At 65.9% G+C, this 15,850-nt stretch carries 16 protein-coding genes; 12 read left to right on the forward strand and 4 right to left on the reverse strand.

Features of this window, described 5'->3' with window-relative positions; translation table 11 throughout:
* Positions 1–32: 32 nt before the first annotated feature.
* The 7 genes from QHF84_RS47640 (at position 33) to QHF84_RS47670 (ending at position 6,892) form a co-directional block, all read left to right on the forward strand.
* Positions 33–2,483 carry a hypothetical protein gene (locus QHF84_RS47640; RefSeq protein WP_281320307.1) on the forward strand — a complete coding sequence of 817 codons (2,451 nt, stop codon included), beginning with the start codon at positions 33–35 and terminating at the stop codon, positions 2,481–2,483.
* Positions 2,484–2,504: 21 nt separating this feature from the next.
* Positions 2,505–3,341: a hypothetical protein gene (locus tag QHF84_RS47645; RefSeq protein WP_281320308.1), complete on the forward strand. Its 837-nt coding sequence runs from the start codon at positions 2,505–2,507 to the stop codon at positions 3,339–3,341.
* Positions 3,342–3,482: 141 nt separating this feature from the next.
* A complete protein-coding gene (locus QHF84_RS47650) occupies positions 3,483–3,866 on the forward strand; it encodes a hypothetical protein (RefSeq protein ID WP_281320309.1) in 384 nt (127 codons plus the stop codon).
* 18 nt (positions 3,867–3,884) lie between these two features.
* Entirely contained in the window at positions 3,885–5,060 is a 1,176-nt protein-coding gene (locus tag QHF84_RS47655; protein WP_281320310.1) for a hypothetical protein, read from the forward strand.
* 13 nt (positions 5,061–5,073) lie between these two features.
* Positions 5,074–5,472, forward strand: a complete 399-nt coding sequence (locus QHF84_RS47660; RefSeq protein WP_281320311.1) for a hypothetical protein — start codon at positions 5,074–5,076, stop codon at positions 5,470–5,472.
* Complete coding sequence (locus QHF84_RS47665; protein ID WP_281320312.1) at positions 5,469–6,143, forward strand: SpoIID/LytB domain-containing protein; 675 nt, start codon at positions 5,469–5,471, stop codon at positions 6,141–6,143. Before QHF84_RS47660 ends, QHF84_RS47665 begins: the two co-directional genes overlap by 4 nt.
* A 2-nt stretch (positions 6,144–6,145) precedes the next feature.
* Complete coding sequence (locus tag QHF84_RS47670; protein ID WP_281320313.1) at positions 6,146–6,892, forward strand: hypothetical protein; 747 nt, start codon at positions 6,146–6,148, stop codon at positions 6,890–6,892.
* Between the two features lie 28 nt (positions 6,893–6,920).
* On the opposite strand, the gene QHF84_RS47675 is transcribed toward QHF84_RS47670, so the two are convergent.
* The 3 genes from QHF84_RS47675 to QHF84_RS47685 all read right to left on the reverse strand — a co-directional run bounded on the left by QHF84_RS47675 (position 6,921) and on the right by QHF84_RS47685 (position 9,376).
* Positions 6,921–7,742, reverse strand: coding sequence for a hypothetical protein (locus QHF84_RS47675; RefSeq protein WP_281320314.1), 822 nt, complete (start codon positions 7,740–7,742; stop codon positions 6,921–6,923).
* Between the two features lie 268 nt (positions 7,743–8,010).
* Positions 8,011–8,778, reverse strand: a complete 768-nt coding sequence (locus QHF84_RS47680; RefSeq protein WP_281320315.1) for a lysophospholipid acyltransferase family protein — start codon at positions 8,776–8,778, stop codon at positions 8,011–8,013.
* A 367-nt stretch (positions 8,779–9,145) separates the two neighbouring features.
* The gene (locus tag QHF84_RS47685; protein ID WP_281320316.1) at positions 9,146–9,376 is read right to left on the reverse strand and encodes a helix-turn-helix transcriptional regulator; all 231 of its coding nucleotides are present in this window, start codon (positions 9,374–9,376) and stop codon (positions 9,146–9,148) included.
* Between the two features lie 140 nt (positions 9,377–9,516).
* Here QHF84_RS47685 and QHF84_RS47690 point away from each other — a divergent pair, with 140 nt between their 5' ends.
* Together QHF84_RS47690 and QHF84_RS47695 are read left to right on the forward strand one after the other, a co-directional pair.
* Positions 9,517–9,834 carry a helix-turn-helix domain-containing protein gene (locus QHF84_RS47690; protein WP_281320317.1) on the forward strand — a complete coding sequence of 106 codons (318 nt, stop codon included), beginning with the start codon at positions 9,517–9,519 and terminating at the stop codon, positions 9,832–9,834.
* Positions 9,835–11,006: 1,172 nt separating this feature from the next.
* Positions 11,007–12,086, forward strand: coding sequence for a hypothetical protein (locus QHF84_RS47695; RefSeq protein ID WP_281320318.1), 1,080 nt, complete (start codon positions 11,007–11,009; stop codon positions 12,084–12,086).
* 66 nt (positions 12,087–12,152) lie between these two features.
* On the opposite strand, the gene QHF84_RS47700 is transcribed toward QHF84_RS47695, so the two are convergent.
* The gene (locus tag QHF84_RS47700; RefSeq protein ID WP_281320319.1) at positions 12,153–13,043 is read right to left on the reverse strand and encodes a serine protease; all 891 of its coding nucleotides are present in this window, start codon (positions 13,041–13,043) and stop codon (positions 12,153–12,155) included.
* Between the two features lie 258 nt (positions 13,044–13,301).
* On the opposite strand from QHF84_RS47700, the gene QHF84_RS47705 reads away from it, so the two are divergent.
* The 3 genes from QHF84_RS47705 (at position 13,302) to QHF84_RS47715 (ending at position 15,604) form a co-directional block, all read left to right on the forward strand.
* Positions 13,302–14,360: an RNA polymerase sigma factor gene (locus QHF84_RS47705; protein WP_281320320.1), complete on the forward strand. Its 1,059-nt coding sequence runs from the start codon at positions 13,302–13,304 to the stop codon at positions 14,358–14,360.
* A gap of 252 nt (positions 14,361–14,612) precedes the next feature.
* Positions 14,613–15,242 carry a hypothetical protein gene (locus tag QHF84_RS47710; protein WP_281320321.1) on the forward strand — a complete coding sequence of 210 codons (630 nt, stop codon included), beginning with the start codon at positions 14,613–14,615 and terminating at the stop codon, positions 15,240–15,242.
* A 20-nt stretch (positions 15,243–15,262) separates the two neighbouring features.
* Positions 15,263–15,604, forward strand: coding sequence for a hypothetical protein (locus QHF84_RS47715; RefSeq protein ID WP_281320322.1), 342 nt, complete (start codon positions 15,263–15,265; stop codon positions 15,602–15,604).
* Positions 15,605–15,850: the final 246 nt, after the last annotated feature.

Consider the following 15,850-nt stretch of genomic DNA (forward strand, 5'->3'; position numbering starts at 1 on the left):
CACAACGAAGCAGGGAGAGGAGGCATTTCGGTATGCCTAAGGCTATCACTTTGTCTTACGAGACCGACGAGGAGACCAGCGGCGTCCCCGAAGAGGAAGCCGCGACGCCGTTCGACGACACGGGCGATTTCTTCGATACGCTACTCGGCGGTGGGGCGCAGTTACTCTCGTCCGTCCTGGGGGGAGGAGGCGGCGCCAAGCCCAGCGGGGGCGGTGGCATCGGAGAAAGCCTCGGAATGATCGCCGGTGCTGGGCTCGGGACCCTCGCGGGCGGGGCTGGCGCGTCGATCGGCGCGAATCTCGGAAAGATGGCCGGCGGCGCGGTGGAAAACCTCGTCCGCACGCAGGTCAAGAAGAAGCCGAAGCCCGGCAAGCAACAGCGCCAGCTCACGAAGCGCGAGCGGAAGATCCTCGCCGACGGCGAGCAGATGACGAAGCGCACCGGAGATCCGATGTATGCGCAGGAGGCGCGCCTCCGCGTGTATCGCCCGGCGGAGTATAAGCGCAAGCGCGACGCGGGGCAGCTCTTGTCCCAGATCCTTGCGGCCGAGTCCGAGCCGGAGGCACTGCCGGAGCCGCCGCAGCGGCGTCCCCGGCTCAACTTCGGGGCGATGACGAATTCGCCCCACCTGAAGGAGCCCGACGTGACGTACAACGATACCGCGTCGCCCGACGCGAGGCCGCGCCCGTTGCAGCACGTCTCGGCCTTGCCAATGAACGCAGCGCAGCTCGCGGCGATGGTTCGTGCTGTCCCGCTGCTCCGAATGCACGATCCGCGGCTCCTGCGCGCGCTCACGGGTGATGGCGGCGCACGCGACGTCTCGGGCGTCGATCCGACCACGGGTACGTATCACGCAATTCCCGGCGAGACGCCGCACGGGATCACCAAAAAGCTCACGGGGCAAACTCAGCGCACCCAAGAGCTACTCGCGGCGAATCCCGGCAAACCGGATTCGGATCCCGTATGGAACATCCCGCCGGGGTGGCTGCATTATGCGGGCGATACAGGGGCGAACCTCAGCACGGCGCGCAAGTACGTCGTCATCAAAGATGACTGGCCGCAGAAGATCGCTTCGAAGCTGGGCGCCTTCCCTGCGCGCCCGAAGTGGTGGTCCGAGCTCCGGACCGCGAACCCGCACAAGGCCACGGAGAACGGGAACTGGACGTCTCTCTACCCGGGTGAGGAGATCGGAATCCCCAACGAATGGCCGGACCACCCGCTCGCGGTCGCGGTCAATGGCACCCCTGCGCAGCCGTCCACCCCGGGCGTGCCCGCTCCGGGGAAGACGACGACGCTCGATCCTGCCGTCGTTCCGCATACGCAGGCGCTTCTCGCGAGCTGGGCATTGCGGAACCCTGGCGATTGCAACCCTTCGGACTTCGGGAGGAATCCGATGGACCTCGTCAGCGGATTCACGCCGCGGACGACGCAGGCGCTCGCCTCGTTCCAGACGTGGTGGAACAAGAAGCAGCCGACGAGGCCGCTGCCCACCACGGGCGAGCTCGACCAGGCGACGTACAATGCGCTGGTCGAGGAAAACAACGCTTCGGGTAGGCCTTTCGACAACGCGTCGAGCGGCGGAACGAAGGCGGATGGCCAATCAACGTCAGAATCCAAGACCAGTCCACCGCCGCCGCCGCCACCACCACCGCCTCCTGCTCCCACAACCACAGGGTTACCGGCTGGTGTGAGTGTCCAGCCGAGCACGAAGCCCGGCCATGTCCTCGTGGTGACGCCTCTGGGAAGCTTCGACCTGCCCGCGACACCGGGCTCGCAGCCTGGGACGGTGGTCGTCGACGTGCCGCTGCTCGGCAAGCGCGAAATTCCAGCTCCGACCGCACCGCAGCAGCAGTCCACGACTCCGCCGCCCCCGCCTCCGCCGCCCCCACCTCCTCCCGCCGCGCCTTCCGCGGGGCTGCCGGCTGGCGTGAGCGTCCAGCAGAGCACAAAGCCCGGCCATGTCCTCGTGGTGACGCCTGTGGGGAGCTTCGACCTACCCGCGACGCCGGGCTCGAAGCCGGGGACGGTGGTCGTCGACGTGCCGCTGTTCGGAAAGCACGAAATTCCAGCGCCGCAGCAATCCTCCTCGACGAGCTCGGGCAATACCACAACGAGCTCGCAAACGACGGGCACCCAGCTCGACGATAACCTGAGGCCAGACGAGAGAGCTGAAATCATCCTGGTCATGGACAACGTGACCGACCCCGATGTGCTCGATCAGTTGGCGGACACATACGAATCGAACGGGCATCCACTCGCCGCCAAAGCCCTCCGCGAGCGCGCCGAAAAATGCCGGGCGCTCATTGCGGAAGGGGGGATGATCGCAGAGCAGGAGGACGGCTCCGGCAACTGGAGCGGCGGCTCCGGCAACTGGAGCGGCAGCTACGGCGGCAGCTCGACGCCCTCCACCTCGTCCAGCGGCAGTAGCGGAGGTCTGCTGCCCGTGATCGCCATCATTGGTGCCGGGCTCGCATTCTCGTGACCAATAGGGGGCCGCGTCGACATGCCTGATTACCTGCCTTTCTGGTGGTGGAAGTGGTGGCAAGGGCACCAGCAGCCGAAGCCTGCCCCGACGCCGGCCCCTATTCCCCATTCCTCCAGTCTCTTTCGGTGGATGCACCAGGACCGGGATCTGACCACCGTGGGCGCTGCGGCGCTCCAAACGGCGAAGCGCGGGACATGGATGACGCTCGATAAGAAGAATCGCGCGCGGCAGTTCCGAGCGTTTGTCGTGATGTCACTCCGCATCGCGCCGTTGTCCTGGCGGCAGGTGCCACTCGGGCAACTCGGTCCGCATCTCTACAGCACGCCAGAGCGAAATGCCGCAGGCTCGGCGATTGCTCGCACGCTCGTCCTTCTCGCGCCGGACAATATCCGTCCCGGCTCCGACATCGTCACGAACGAGGGCGATCCGACGCAAGGCACGATCGAGACCGGCATCATCCATGCTGTGACCATTCTGCTGGTCACCGTTGTCGCCATTGCAGCGGCGTACCTGGGTGGCATCGCCGTGCAGTCCATCCACGCCATCAACTTCGATGACGAGATCACCAAGCGCCTCCTCGCCGCGCAGGCCCGCAGCATGGAAATCCTCTCGCTGCACGTCGAACGCGAGCGCATCGCCGGCCACGAATTGCCCTTCGACGAAACGGAGAGATCGATGCTCCTCGCACTCGAAGACGTGCAGCGGCGCCTCGCTACGCAGCGTCACCGGCCGCTCCCGTCGCCCTTCCAGGGCGCAACAGAGCTCGTCAAGGCGACGACGAGCTTTCTCCCTATGGCTCTACTCGTATTCGCAGCCTTCTTCCTCATCAAACACCATGACGAAAGGAGATCGTAACGCATGGCAGAAGAAAGGAAAGTTCCTGTGGACCGCTCCCTCGTGGCGGTCCCACGCGCCCGGCTTCGGCGCCGGCACAGCGGTAGGCATTGGGCTCGCGATGTGGGGACCGGGTTCCTCTACACCGCGGGTGCTGGTGCGGTGGTCGCTCTCCTCGCGAACCTGGACGACATCCGGAATAGCAAGGAGGTCAAAGACCACTGGTGGCTCATGCCGGTCGCGCTGGTCGCGATCGGATACATGTTGCGCAAGCGGCGCAATGCGCACGCGAATGCGGTGATCGCGGTGGGCGGGGCCATGTTTGCGCTCGCGTACACGGCGCAGCAAAAGGCCGCGGCTGCGCAGAAGCAGGCCCCCGCCGGCCCGCAGCAGGCCGTTTTCAGGGCCGACGACACCGCTGCACCCGTCGGCATGCTGCCGCTGGGACCGCAGTCGGGCTTCTGGCTCCAGACGCCCGACGGCCGTTTCGTGCGATTGCCCCATATTTCGCGGCGTATGCAGGCAACACGCCAGAACCTCGCATAACCAGGAGGACAAGCGACCATGAGCAGTGTACTGGATATCTTGCGACAATCCGACGAAGAGGGGGAAACCGCTTCGCCCTTCGAGGAGATCGACGAGTCCGATACCGCCGGTCCCGATGACGAAGACGACGACACGGCTGCGATCGAGCTCGAGGCCGAGGAGGAAGATACGGGCGACATCCGCGCGCTGCGCAAACGCGGGAAAAAGCACGTCCCGCTCGAGGAACTGCCCACGCTCCTGCGGCGCTCGCGGGCGCGGGGGCAGCGCGCCGGCGTGAAGAAGGCGCAGAAGGCGCAGCCTCAGAAGGTGAAGCCGCGCCCGAGGTTGCCCCCGAACTACATCCCGCCGAACACCGGCGCGCGCGAGCTCTTCAACAAGTGGACGGCACGCGACGCCAAGTTCGTCATGCGCCAGGACGGTCACTACTACTCCGTCGTCGAGATCCCGTGCAAGTGCCAGGGGACCGAAAAGATCGCATGGCTGCACATCGCGAAGGGCGAATACACGCTCTTCAACGTGGCCGTCGGCGAGTCGATGACGTTCCTCGGCAACAACGCGACAGTGACGACGAACTGGACGAACCTCCAACGTCCCTCGAAGAACACGTACAGCGACCAGGAGTTCCTGATCCAGTCGATAACGATGCAGGAGGCCGGGCTCCGGGTCCGGTACGACGGCGCCGAGATCGACAAGATCGGGGGCCTCGGCGAAGCGAAAGGCGTCCTCACGGGGCAGGCGTGGTTGTGGGACGACGCGGGCACGTTCTTACCGAAAGAGATTTTCCATGACTTCAGCGGGGAAAACCTCCTTTACCGCACGGTGCGGCGCTCCGCCGTCGTTTACTTCAACTGGGACAAGGCCCGCACGGGCGGTAATGCCACGTCCCGCAAGGTGCTGATCGACCACCTGCGCAACGTGCCGGACACGAAGGTGCGGACGCTTTCCCGGACCTCAGGGGGCGCGGCCGTCTTGCCCGTGCCGGATGGATACGTGTTCACCGACAACCCCGAGCGGAGCGAACATGGCGCGTTCTCGGCGCTCATCCACATCCCCGAGGACATCGCGTTCCCGATCAGGCCCATCGATCTCGGGAGCGGCGCGCCGATCCGCCCGATCGAGGTGGGTCTGTACGTGCAGCTTTCACTCAACGGGATCGCATTCGAGCATCAGAAGAGCTCGAGCGTGACGGCCTGAAGGGGGGGATGCCATGAGCGTGGCGGAGATTGATAGCGAAGCGAGACAGAACATCGTCGAGACGGAGCCGCAGTTCGTCCCGTCGACACATTGTGTTGTGATCATGGAGCAGCCGCCGTTGATGGGGGACGAACCTCCCCCGCAGTGGCGGGTCTCCGTCACGCTCACGCTTCGTGACAAGGCTCTCGGAAAAGGTGCGGTGCTGGCTGATTTGCCTACGGTTATCGTAGGGCCGCTGATTCACAAGCGGCAGGTCGTTGCGATAGCGAAGTACCCGAGTCCCGTCGATCGCTGGTCGTTCCGGTTCGAGAGTGACGCAGGGCGCGCGACGGCCCGGGTTTGGCTGCATCCTGGAACCTCTCCAGTCACGGAGTGCGGGCTGTTCGTGGTCCAGCACGGGTGGAAGGAATGAGCATTCCGATCGGTGCCGAGCCTACCGAGGCGCCGGAGCGGATCCTCACGACCGCGGGCTGGCTCTCGCTCGAGCGCGAGTATGTGCCGCGCGTGGTCGCGGGCGAGCATCTGCACGCGCACCCCGAGGCGAAAGCGGCCCTCGCCATCGCGGCGCGGACGTTTGTGCTCCGGGCGATGCGGGACCGGCCGACGCTGGGACGCACGACGGCGATCCCGAACGGGGAGCAGTTTCAGGTGTTCGCGCAAGGCGCGACCGAGGAATGCGTAGTCGCCGCCGCCGCGACGCACGGGATCGTTTTGCGATACCAGGGTCGCATGATCCTCGCAAACCATGTTGCAGGAGCTCATTGGAACCCAGATGGGTCGCTCGGTTCCGATCCGACCAACACCGAGCGATGGGTAACGTACAACGTGGAGCGCAATGGTCCTGACGTCATTCCGACTCGCCTTTCGCTGCGCTCGCACCCTGGGAATCGGGGTTGTTTGGGGCAGAACAGCGCGAACTGGCTGGCTGCGCAGGGGTACGACCACAGGACGATTCTGCGCTTCTTCTACGGGGAGGACATCGAGTTTCACGAGCTCGGCACCGGGGAGAGCACAGGTATCGGTCGGACGCTGTTCGGCATTCTGGCGCTCGCCGTCTTCGGGACAGCCATGGTGCGGAGGTAGCCGTGGCGCTTCGGCTCGTGCAGGCGGGTGAAGGGCATCCGAGGCCGCTCGTACTGGCGTTTCTCGTGGGAGGCGACCTCGATCCGAAGCTCTGGGCAGCGTTCGGGCCGCGGCCCTGCATTGTGGCGGATGGCCTGGCCAAAGGGCCGATGATGGGCGAGCTGCTGGAGTACGCCCATCATCGGGCGGGGCTACGTGAGGTCTCGCGCCTGGCGCTGATTGGGTATTCGGCCGGGTGCCACCGGGTGCGGGCGCTCTGGATGGCAGGAGTGCGGGCGAGTGCGTACCTCCTCGCGGACGGAACCAACGCGTCGTGGCCGCCGGAAGAATGGCAGATAGCATGGCTGCGCGAGCTCGCGCGCGATGCGCGTGCTGGGAGAACACTCGTCGTCGCCACGCATACCATGCAGACCTATGTGGAAAACCTACCGATGGGCAAAGCGTTCGCCTCGACGGTGCGCGTGCTCCGGATGGCAACGGGATGGAGCCTGGACCGGGCAGGCCCCCGGGATCGGCCCGTGGTGACGCACGAAGGCGCGCTCTGGGTGTACTCCTACGCGAGCGGGAGGATCGACGCTGCCGCCCACGCGGCGCAGCTCGTCCACGTCGTCCCGGAGTTGAGTGCAAGGCATTTGCGGAGGTGGATCTTGCCACCTGAGATGGCGGCGAAGCGGGAGGGCCCGGCCTTGCCGCTGGGTATCATCGGGGTCCTGGCATCGTTGCTCGGTTGCCCGCCCAGGGCGCGATAGCGACGAACGATTTGGCCAAGCCGCCCGGTCACTGGACTTCGACGGCATTCATCCGCGCGAATCCCGAGAGCAGAGTCTCTGACAAAGGCTTGATGTGATCACACGGCTTCATCTCCTCGCGCCGGAAATGCTCTTGTGCGAGAGCAAACCGGAGCATGTTGCGGCGTCCTGCACTTGCGCGGGGTTCACCAGCGAGGTCGCTCGGCCTTCCAAGGGCAAGCAGCGCTTGGCGAAAGCTCGGACCTGGCACCACGGCGCCATTCGAGACGAGCCACGTGAGCCCCAGGTCGAACCTATCGAAGATGCGGCGCGGTGGAGGCGATGATATCGGCAGGCTGATGTGCTCGCTGAGTGGAACTCGCTTCAGCATCGTGCCATGGCGCCAATCTGCGCCGTCGAACTTCCAGACGTCGGAAATGTAGCCGCTGCCAGGCTCGCGTACGTCGACGAGAAGCATGCCTCGCACGCCCTTGTTCGCATCGAGCAAAAAGAACGTCGCTGGCCCGGAGTATCGAATCCTTTTGCCGTTTCCGAGTTCGATCCCCGGCACACCAGTCACGATGGCAGTCTTCGTCTCGTCGACGCCTTCGGCCTTGTCGAGTTTGTCGGCCGTCCTCTCTGCGGGTTCGAGCCTGCTGGTCGGTCCAACCACGACGTTCACCGTTTGGGTCTGGGTCACGGATGGCGCGCTGGGGGCCGGCGGGGTGGCCGGAGGAGTTTTCGCGCCCCACGTGACGGGCATAAGCGCCGCGTCGCCGGTTGCCGCATGAATCACCGTGTTCGGCGTAGGGCCACTGCAAGCCGTGAGGCCCAGTGACATCGCGAGCAGGATAATCGTGGGGGACTGCATCGAGGTTCCTCCGTCGCGATGCTCCTCATCACGACGCGTCGAGCAGTACCCCGCAGCGTGAACACGGGCAGTGCGGGAGTTCGGCGGCTCCACGTAAGCGAGATCCTGGTACCTGTGTCTTGGACGTGCGCGGCCGAACGACGCTGAGGGCCCCTCCCCCCTCGCCTCGCGAGCTCACGCCGCCCTTGCAGGTTCTGTGAGCGTCATTCGGGCGATAGCGCTGTGTTCCCCAAGGTGCCGCGCTGATTGAAGGGCGCTAGCCGTCGCATCAAGCAGCACGCGCGACGGGTGCAATCGCGGGTTTGCCCCCCTCGGCGCGCATCGTCGCGAGCTCGGTCGCGTAGAGCTTTCGGAGCGATTCAATCTCGTCGGGGATGGTCTCGACGCTGAGCCCCACCATCGAACGCGGCGGGAGCACGCGGATTCGCACGTGGCCGGGGTCGGTGGTCCAGCGGGTCGGCGGATGTAAATCGAAGGCGCCTTCGATGACGACCGGGACGATGGGCGCGCCGCTGTCGAGGGCAAGAAAAAACGCGCCTTTCTTGAAGGGGAGCAACTCGTGTGTACGAGCGCGTGTCCCTTCCGGCGAGATGAAGACCGTGAGCCGATTACGCTCCATGCGCTTGCAAGCCTTGGCCATCTGCTTTCGGCTGCGCGCGCTGTTGCGTCGGTCCAGAAAAACGAAACCACAGAGGTACATGGTGAAACCGAGGATCGGGTAGTAAAACATTTCCCGCTTGACCGCGGCGACGCTCCCGCTCGGCATGATCGACGCGATGAGGAAAGAGTCGAGTAGCGACCCGTGGTTGAACGTCGCAATCTTCATCGTGTCCGAGGAGAGGTGCTCGGCGCCCTCGACCGAGACCGTGACCCGCGCGAGCCGTAGCATCGACTTCCCCCACGCCCGCACGATCCAGGGTGACAACGTTCGCGAGAAGGCGCCGAACGTCAGGAGGGTGATCGTAGAGCCCACGATCCCGATCCCGATCCCACAGATCCAGCTCGCGAGGAGCTGCCAGAAACGCCGGACGCTCATGGGACCTAGTCTTTCACGCCACTCATCGAAACATCAAGGCAAAAACCTGAACGAGGCCGCGCGTCGCTGATGAATAAAAAAACATCCCTGCTGGATGCGGGCGCTCGTCGGGATGGTCGCGCAAATCGCGAACGCGTAGCGGGCGCTGCTCGCCTTTAGACCAGCCCCATCTCCTCACTGCTCCCGCGGAACTCCGCTGGGTCGCTCTTGCCAGCAGGCGATGAGCCCGCCATGGGTTGGACCAGTTTTTCGCCATTCTCCGTGTTTCGTGGCCGCAAATTTGTCTTTGACAACTGCGCAAGCATGACGCTATGGATCGTCATCTTTCCGCGCTATGGATGGTCATCTCAGACATGCGGAGTCGGCTTCACTCACCAGCCTCCTCCGCGGCCCGAACCAGCTCCCAGGCAAGAATCCCCAGGGCATGCGCGACCCGCTCGATGTTCTGTAAGGACAGATTTCGCTCGCCGCGCTCGATGCTGCCGATGTAGGTGCGGTGCAAATTGCAGCGTTCGCCGAGCTCCTCCTGGGTCAAGCCAAGGGCCTCGCGTCGATCCCGAACGATTCGACCCATGCGCTGCTGTAGCGTCTCACTCACGGTGAAGGAGTAGTTTACGCCACGCGATGGCTTCGTCTCTACAGTTTTCGTGATTAGCATCTAAAGGCGCCGCCCCGGGGGACCTGGAAATCCCCCGGGGCGACTTGGCCGCAACCCCGTCCGAAGCGGAGTCGCAACCCATGACAACTATCGTTCGTCCTGCATGCGCAGGGCAAGAAAGCACGGTTCTGCCCGAAGGGTCCGTCGAGAGCGGATCCGATCAGGAGCCCGCAAGCATTCCGGCGGTGCTCACGCCCGACCAGCAGGAGCGCGTACGAATCGCGCTCCTCATGTATGCACAGGGAAAAACCCTGCACGACGTCGCGGGGGCGCTCGGCTACCCGCGCGAATACGTGCGCGCGGTCCTGGACGCCAAGCTCTATGTGACGGTCCACTTCGCCGGGGCGGTCGCCCGCGTGCTTGGCACGGACCTCAGCGTGCTCATGCAGGGAGCGTGATGTTCCCGCAAGCCCCCAGTCCGACGCCAGTTGCCAGACACCCGACCGTGTGCGGTCCGGCCAAACCAGGAGGGACCATCTTGCGCATTTTCCGCGTTTCCTGGTAGCGTAGGGTTCGTCCGAGGATCGATGCGTCGCGCCTTCGCAAACCTGCTGACTGTCGCGCTGGTTTCGCTCGTGCCGCCTGTGATGGCGGACGAGGCACCCACGGCGCGACGCATCGCCTTTCGGCTCGAGTATGTCGCCCCCCCTGGGGCGAACTGTCCTGCAAAGTCCGCCCTGGCGGAGCTGACGAGCGCGAAGTACCGGTACGATGCCTTCCCGGACGCGGCACGCGCGTCGCTTTCCGTGACGGTGCGGCGTGCCGGTGGACGCCTGGATGCGCTGCTCGTCGCGCGAGACGACCAGGGGGCGGTCCAGTGGGAGGAAACAGCGACCCCGCGGTGGAGGTGCGATGAGCTCGTCGAGGACGTGGCGCTCATGATCTACGCGCGGTTCATGACGCCCAAGGGCGAGACGCCGGAGGCGTGGACGCTCCTTGCCCAACCGGCGCCTGCGGTGGCGGCGCCCCCGGAGCCCCCGCCAGCTCCGGCGCCGCCGGTCCCCGCAGAGCCTCGCCCGCCGCCTCCGGCGCAGGAGGCCCGTCTGCCGGATTCTGCCGCTCCTCCGTTTCGCCCTGAGCTGTCTGCGGCTTTGGTCGTGGCACCTCTCGATACCCCGGGCGTCGCCTTGGGCGGGGCCCTTCACGTGGCGCTGCGGTGGCCGTGGGTGTCCCTTGGCGTCGAGCTGCGCGGCGTTGTCGATCACCGGGGAGACGTGGACAACGTGCCGCTACGCACGTGGCTCGCGACGGGGAGCGCCCTGCCATGCCTCGTGCTCCAACGTGGGCGCGTCTGCATTCCCATCGCCGGCGGATTTTATCAACTCAGTCTGGCTGACGTGCTGACAGTAGAAGCGGACGCGGCCCAGCCGTTCGGGGGAGTGGGGCTGCGTGGTTCGTATGACGTAACGCTCAGCAAGCACGTCGGGCTGCGGGGTTATGCCGAAGTCCTCTTCGGCTTGCGTAGGGCCCGCTTGGAATACGTGTCCCCGGATTCGCTAAGCGGGCGCACACTTTGGACGACACCAGCGGTACTACCTTCGGTAGGAATGGCATTGGTATGGAATCCATAATGAATATGCGCACAGCACTACTGTTCCTCCTCGCCGGGAGTTCCATGGCGTGCGGGACCGGGACAACCGTCATCTATTGGGTGGGTGACGGCGGGACGGATGCCGGAGACGCCGGGGTGGAGGATGCCGGCTCCGAAGACGGCGGCACAGAGGCCAAAACTTGCACGGGCCAGTGCGTCCCATTCCGGCCCCTCGGATGGAGCGATCCGATCCTCGTGGCGACGTCCCCCGGCCCTCTCATCGAGTGCCCGCCCGAAGCGCCCGAGCACCACTTCACCAAGTACGCCGATCTGGTCGCGGGACCGCTCGCCTGCAAGTGCGGCTGCAAGCCTTCGACGGGTTCGTGCATCCTTCCGGTGACGATGACCGCGAGCAACGCGGCTTGTAACACCCCCGGCGCGGTCCCAACGTCCTTCGATCCCCCGGCTGACTGGGATGGGAGCTGCTCGAGCTCCAACGCGATCGCCGCCGGGAAGCAATGCGGCGGGAAGACGTGCGTCGAGTCGCTCACCATCGGGCCCATGCAGGCCGTGGACGAATTCTGCGAAGTCGACTACGAGCCGATCCTGACCGGGACTTCGGACGAGCCAACGTGGGGGCTCACGGTCATTGCTTGCGAAGGATTCCCGGAAGGCGGCGAGGGCGGGTGCGGATCCGGCGCGAAGTGCGCCCCCGCGCCCACGCCGCCGCCCGAGTTTCGGGTCTGCGTGTATAAGGAGGGGGACGTCCCCTGCGAGGGCGAGAACTACACCGACCGGCTCGTTATTTACAGCGGGTTCGAGGACAAACGCGGATGCACCACGTGCGAGTGCACGCCCGAGGTCGAGGGCAGCATGTGCACGGCGACGGCCTCGATCTACAAGGACGACGCGTGCGTCGATCCTCTCCTCCTCGGTTACCCTATCTCATCCCTCAAGGAAGCCTGCTTCGACTTGCCCGCGGGCTCGGCCCTCGGGAGCAAGTCGATCTCGAACGTCACGTACCACTCGGGCACGTGTCAGCCGACGGGCGGGGAACCCATCGGGCAGGTGGAGGCGCTCCGCCCCTCGACGATCTGCTGCCGTCCGAAGGACAAGTGACGATTCCCGGAGCCGCTCGCCCGGGTGCGGGACGAAAACACGGCCCTCGCGGCGCGGCGCCTCTGATCAAACGGGCGACGTGGACTGGATCCACGATCGGAGCGCTCCGATGCGGGTGAACACGATGGGGCGGATGGTGGTGTCGGCCGGGCAGCTGCTCACCCCCCAGCTCACGAGCCCATGCAACTGGTAGCTCCCGTCGGTTCCGCGGATCACGAGGGGCCCACCGTCGTCTCCGCTGCAAGTGCCCTTGGTGCTCGTGCCCGCGCAGAGCATGCGTGCCGTGATGGTGTTCACGCTTCCCCAGCTCGCCTGGCAGGTCGCGCGAGGGATGATGTTGAGGTCGGCCTTCTGAAGCGTACTGGGGAGGGCCCCGCCCCCAGCGGTCCTCCCCCATCCAGCAACGGTCGCCACCACACCAGCGCCCGGGTCCGAGCCGTCTGCAGCCATCGGGATGACGTAGGACGACGGAACGGCGCTCGCCAGCTTGACGACGGCGATGTTGTAATCGAGGGTGCTGGAGCTGTAGCTGGGGTGCGGGATGATCTCGCTGGCCTGGATCACCTGGCCGCCTGAGGTGGGGGAGTTGCTCCCCACCCGAACCGTGAATGTGGAGAGGGTGCGTCCGGCCGCGCAGCGCGCCGACGTGAGGACCGTCTTCGTGCCGATGATCACGCCGCCGCAGATCAAGCTTCCATTCGACAGCATAGCGGCCGCCCACGGAAACTCGCCGGTGGCGGCCTGGGTGCCACCCACGATGGCCTCGAACGACTCGCCGAGCTTCGCCTCGTCACGGGGTGATTCACGCCCGTCCCCGCCCCAGCCTGCGAGCAGCAGGGAGCTGGCGAGCATCGAGATCAGCGCGAAGGAGGATCGAGCAGGGGATTGGTTCATGGTTTGTCGCTCCAGGTCGGATGAAGTCACGCCCACGGCGCGGGCGTGGCGCGCTTCAAGCAACGCGCATACCATCCGTGGATTCGTGATCTCGACCGGGGAAGTCGCACCACGAACCGGAGCGAGTCTGGATCCGATGCCTCCAGACCTCATGTCCGGGGACCTCACCCCTGCTCCGGGCTACCGCCCGAAGGACAAGTGACGATTTGGGTGTCCCTCTCGGGTGCTCAACCCAATCCATAGAACGTGACCCGACGATCCGACACCCCAGATGATCCTCGTGAGCAACTCGCGCAGCTTGCGCTCCGCGTGCCGATATGGTTGGCCCGGCTCCCCCCGCCCTGGGGGCCCGTCCCGCCCGCCGAGGTGGGAGACCTCGCGCAGGAGGTCTTGACGGCAGCCGTCGCGGGTTTGCCGCGGTACGATCCGGCGAAGGGGTCGATGGCTGTCTGGCTGTATGCGATTGCGCTGCGAAAGGCGCGCGATCGGCAGGTGCGCGAGCAGTATCGAGGAGGATTTTTCGTTGATGAAGATGTAATTGCGGCGCCAAGCGGCGCGCGCAACCCCGAGGAGGCCATGGCTACAGCGCAGTACGTGCGACTCATGCACGAGACCATCGGGGAGATGGATGCCGACCTTCGCGAAGTGCTGACCGCCGTCGAGCTCGGGGAGCTGAGCCACGAGGAGACGGCACAGTTGGTCGGCGTCTCGAAGCGCACCGTCAAAGATCGCCTCGAACGCGCGCGGGAAGATTTCACGCGGCGGATCAAGAGGAAGATGCGCGACAACGGCATGGTCGTCCTGCCGTTTGCGGTGGACGGGCTGTTCGCGTTCCTTCGCGCTCGCACGGAGCACGTGCCGGAGGAGCTGCGGGAGCGGCTCCGCGCCGTCGTCGAGCAGGGCTCGGGAGCTGCGGGGCCGGAAGCGCCCGCGACCGCGCCGGACGGCGAGGCTCCAGCGATGGGGCAGGCCGCGCCGGACGTCGGATCGTTTCTCGGAGGAAACATCACGGGCGGGATTGTCGGCGCGGTCGTCGTTTATCTCCTCATGCGCCCCGTGGCGGTCGTGCCAGAGGCCACGAGGAGCCATCTCGACGAGCGCATTCCCCCGGCTGTTGCCGCTTTGCCTGTGACAGCAGCGCCGCCACCTGCGCCGCCGCCGAGCCCGCCGAGCTCGATGCTGCGTCCTGCGGATCCGGTGACCGAAGCTCGGGCCTTGCTGAATCGGGCGGTGGGTGCGCTGGAGCAAGGGGACATCGCGGACGCACGAGCGGCGTTCGAGCGCTACGATCGTCGGTTCCCGTCGAACCCGCTGCCCAAGGTGAGAGCGTTCGTCCTCGGCGAGCTCGTGAGGGCCGAGCGACCGCGCCGCGCTCCCTGATCACTTTTTGGTGTCCCTTCGGGGCGGCCAACCCAATTTTATGTATGTGCGCGCCAGAAGGCGCACGTAGCTGAAAAACGACCCGCAGAAGGGGGCGATGGGGATGTTTTTTCTGGGTACGCGTTCCCATCGCCCTCTCCTGGGGGTCGTTTGTCGCCGATCTCAGGCGGCAGCGAGTCGGGGCGCCCCACTGCTCGCGCGCACGCCCTTGATTCGCCGTCGCCTCGGGTCGGCGACGCCCATGGAGGAACCATGAATGCTCTTCGGGATGTCGACGACGACGCAGCAACGACCGTGATGGACCGCTCGGCGGTGCCGCCGCAGAGCGGGACACGGATGAGTGTGGCGCTTTCCGAGCCGCCGCGCGATACGATCGTGGATCCGCCTTCGGCGTGGAGCTGCGCGCGAGCTTTCATGGGCGCCATGGTCCTCCGCGTCCGCGAGCGCTTCCGCAAGGCCCGGCTCTCGGATCGCCTCCCGCCGCTTCCGCATCCGCGATCCGCGAGAGCAACCCGCGTCTCCGCGGGCGCCGTCGGCCATGACGAGCGCGGGGAGATGCTCCTGCTCGAGCTCATGCGCGTGGATGCGGCCTACCAGGATGCGGCGATCTTCGTCGCCAACTACGCGGGGGCGCTTCGAAGGCTTGGGGACGACGCGTACGCCGAGGGGCTGCTGCACTTCGCGCTTTCTCGGATGCGCGCAGACGCGGACGGGTTCGTCTCCGTCGCGCGTCTCCGTGATCGGCTTCCCGAGCTTTCGTATTCAGGGGCGCTCGTGCCCGCGCTGCTTCGACTGCAAAGGGGCGGAATCGTCTCGCTCTCGTCAACGAGCCGGGACCCTGGTTCACGACCCGAGCGGATCCAACTCCGGATCCCGCTGTGAATAGAGGGAGGTCAAGAACGATGGCGACTCTTCCGACCGAGTTCGTGTTCGCGAGCGATGGCACGATCTACGTCCGCATCGAGAACAAGCCGCCTCCGGGGCGGCGCGTGTTCGTCGGGTACGCGTTGACTGCCAAGGAACGGGCGCAGCATGGGACGCGCGGCTTGCTCCGGTGGGCGTGTCTCCAGACCCTCGCGCTCGGGAGCGATGGGCGCGTGTACGTCGAGGAGCGCGCGATAGAGGCCAAACGGCGCAAGGTGTTCCGTGGATACGCGCTGACCGACGAAGAAGCCGGGCGCGTGTTTCAGGAGCTCCACCACACAGCGCTGAACGTGACGGGCGCCGCGCTGCGAGCGCGGTAGGTTTCGTGCGCCGCGTCTCGGACCCCCGCGTGATCGCCCTCGTGGAAGCCGCGCTCCGGCGGTTCGGCATGAGCGGTCCCGAGGTCGAGGATCTCCGCCAGGACGTCCTCGTGCTGGCCATTCCGGCGAGGCGTTACGGCGCGTGGCTGGCTGGTTCAGACGGCGCGGAGGGTCGCGGCGAACTATGGGCGCCTGCATCGCCATCGGCGAGAGATCGTCGACCTTCGCGTGGTGAGGCGTGCAGCG

This window comes from Polyangium sp. y55x31 (assembly GCF_029946505.1).
Classification (GTDB): domain Bacteria; phylum Myxococcota_A; class Polyangia; order Polyangiales; family Polyangiaceae; genus Polyangium.

Excerpts from the sequence above, each read along its gene's own strand:
- QHF84_RS47660 (WP_281320311.1), top strand. The coding sequence starts at position 5,074 with ATGAGCGTGGCGGAGATTGATAGCGAAGCGAGACAGAACATCGTCGAG.
- QHF84_RS47695 (WP_281320318.1), top strand. The coding sequence starts at position 11,007 with ATGAATATGCGCACAGCACTACTGTTCCTCCTCGCCGGGAGTTCCATG.
- QHF84_RS47710 (WP_281320321.1), top strand. The coding sequence starts at position 14,613 with ATGAATGCTCTTCGGGATGTCGACGACGACGCAGCAACGACCGTGATG.
- QHF84_RS47715 (WP_281320322.1), top strand. The coding sequence starts at position 15,263 with ATGGCGACTCTTCCGACCGAGTTCGTGTTCGCGAGCGATGGCACGATC.
- QHF84_RS47640 (WP_281320307.1), top strand. The coding sequence starts at position 33 with ATGCCTAAGGCTATCACTTTGTCTTACGAGACCGACGAGGAGACCAGC.
- QHF84_RS47690 (WP_281320317.1), top strand. The coding sequence starts at position 9,517 with ATGACAACTATCGTTCGTCCTGCATGCGCAGGGCAAGAAAGCACGGTT.
- QHF84_RS47645 (WP_281320308.1), top strand. The coding sequence starts at position 2,505 with ATGCCTGATTACCTGCCTTTCTGGTGGTGGAAGTGGTGGCAAGGGCAC.
- QHF84_RS47680 (WP_281320315.1), bottom strand. The coding sequence starts at position 8,778 with ATGAGCGTCCGGCGTTTCTGGCAGCTCCTCGCGAGCTGGATCTGTGGG.
- QHF84_RS47665 (WP_281320312.1), top strand. The coding sequence starts at position 5,469 with ATGAGCATTCCGATCGGTGCCGAGCCTACCGAGGCGCCGGAGCGGATC.
- QHF84_RS47655 (WP_281320310.1), top strand. The coding sequence starts at position 3,885 with ATGAGCAGTGTACTGGATATCTTGCGACAATCCGACGAAGAGGGGGAA.
- QHF84_RS47675 (WP_281320314.1), bottom strand. The coding sequence starts at position 7,742 with ATGCAGTCCCCCACGATTATCCTGCTCGCGATGTCACTGGGCCTCACG.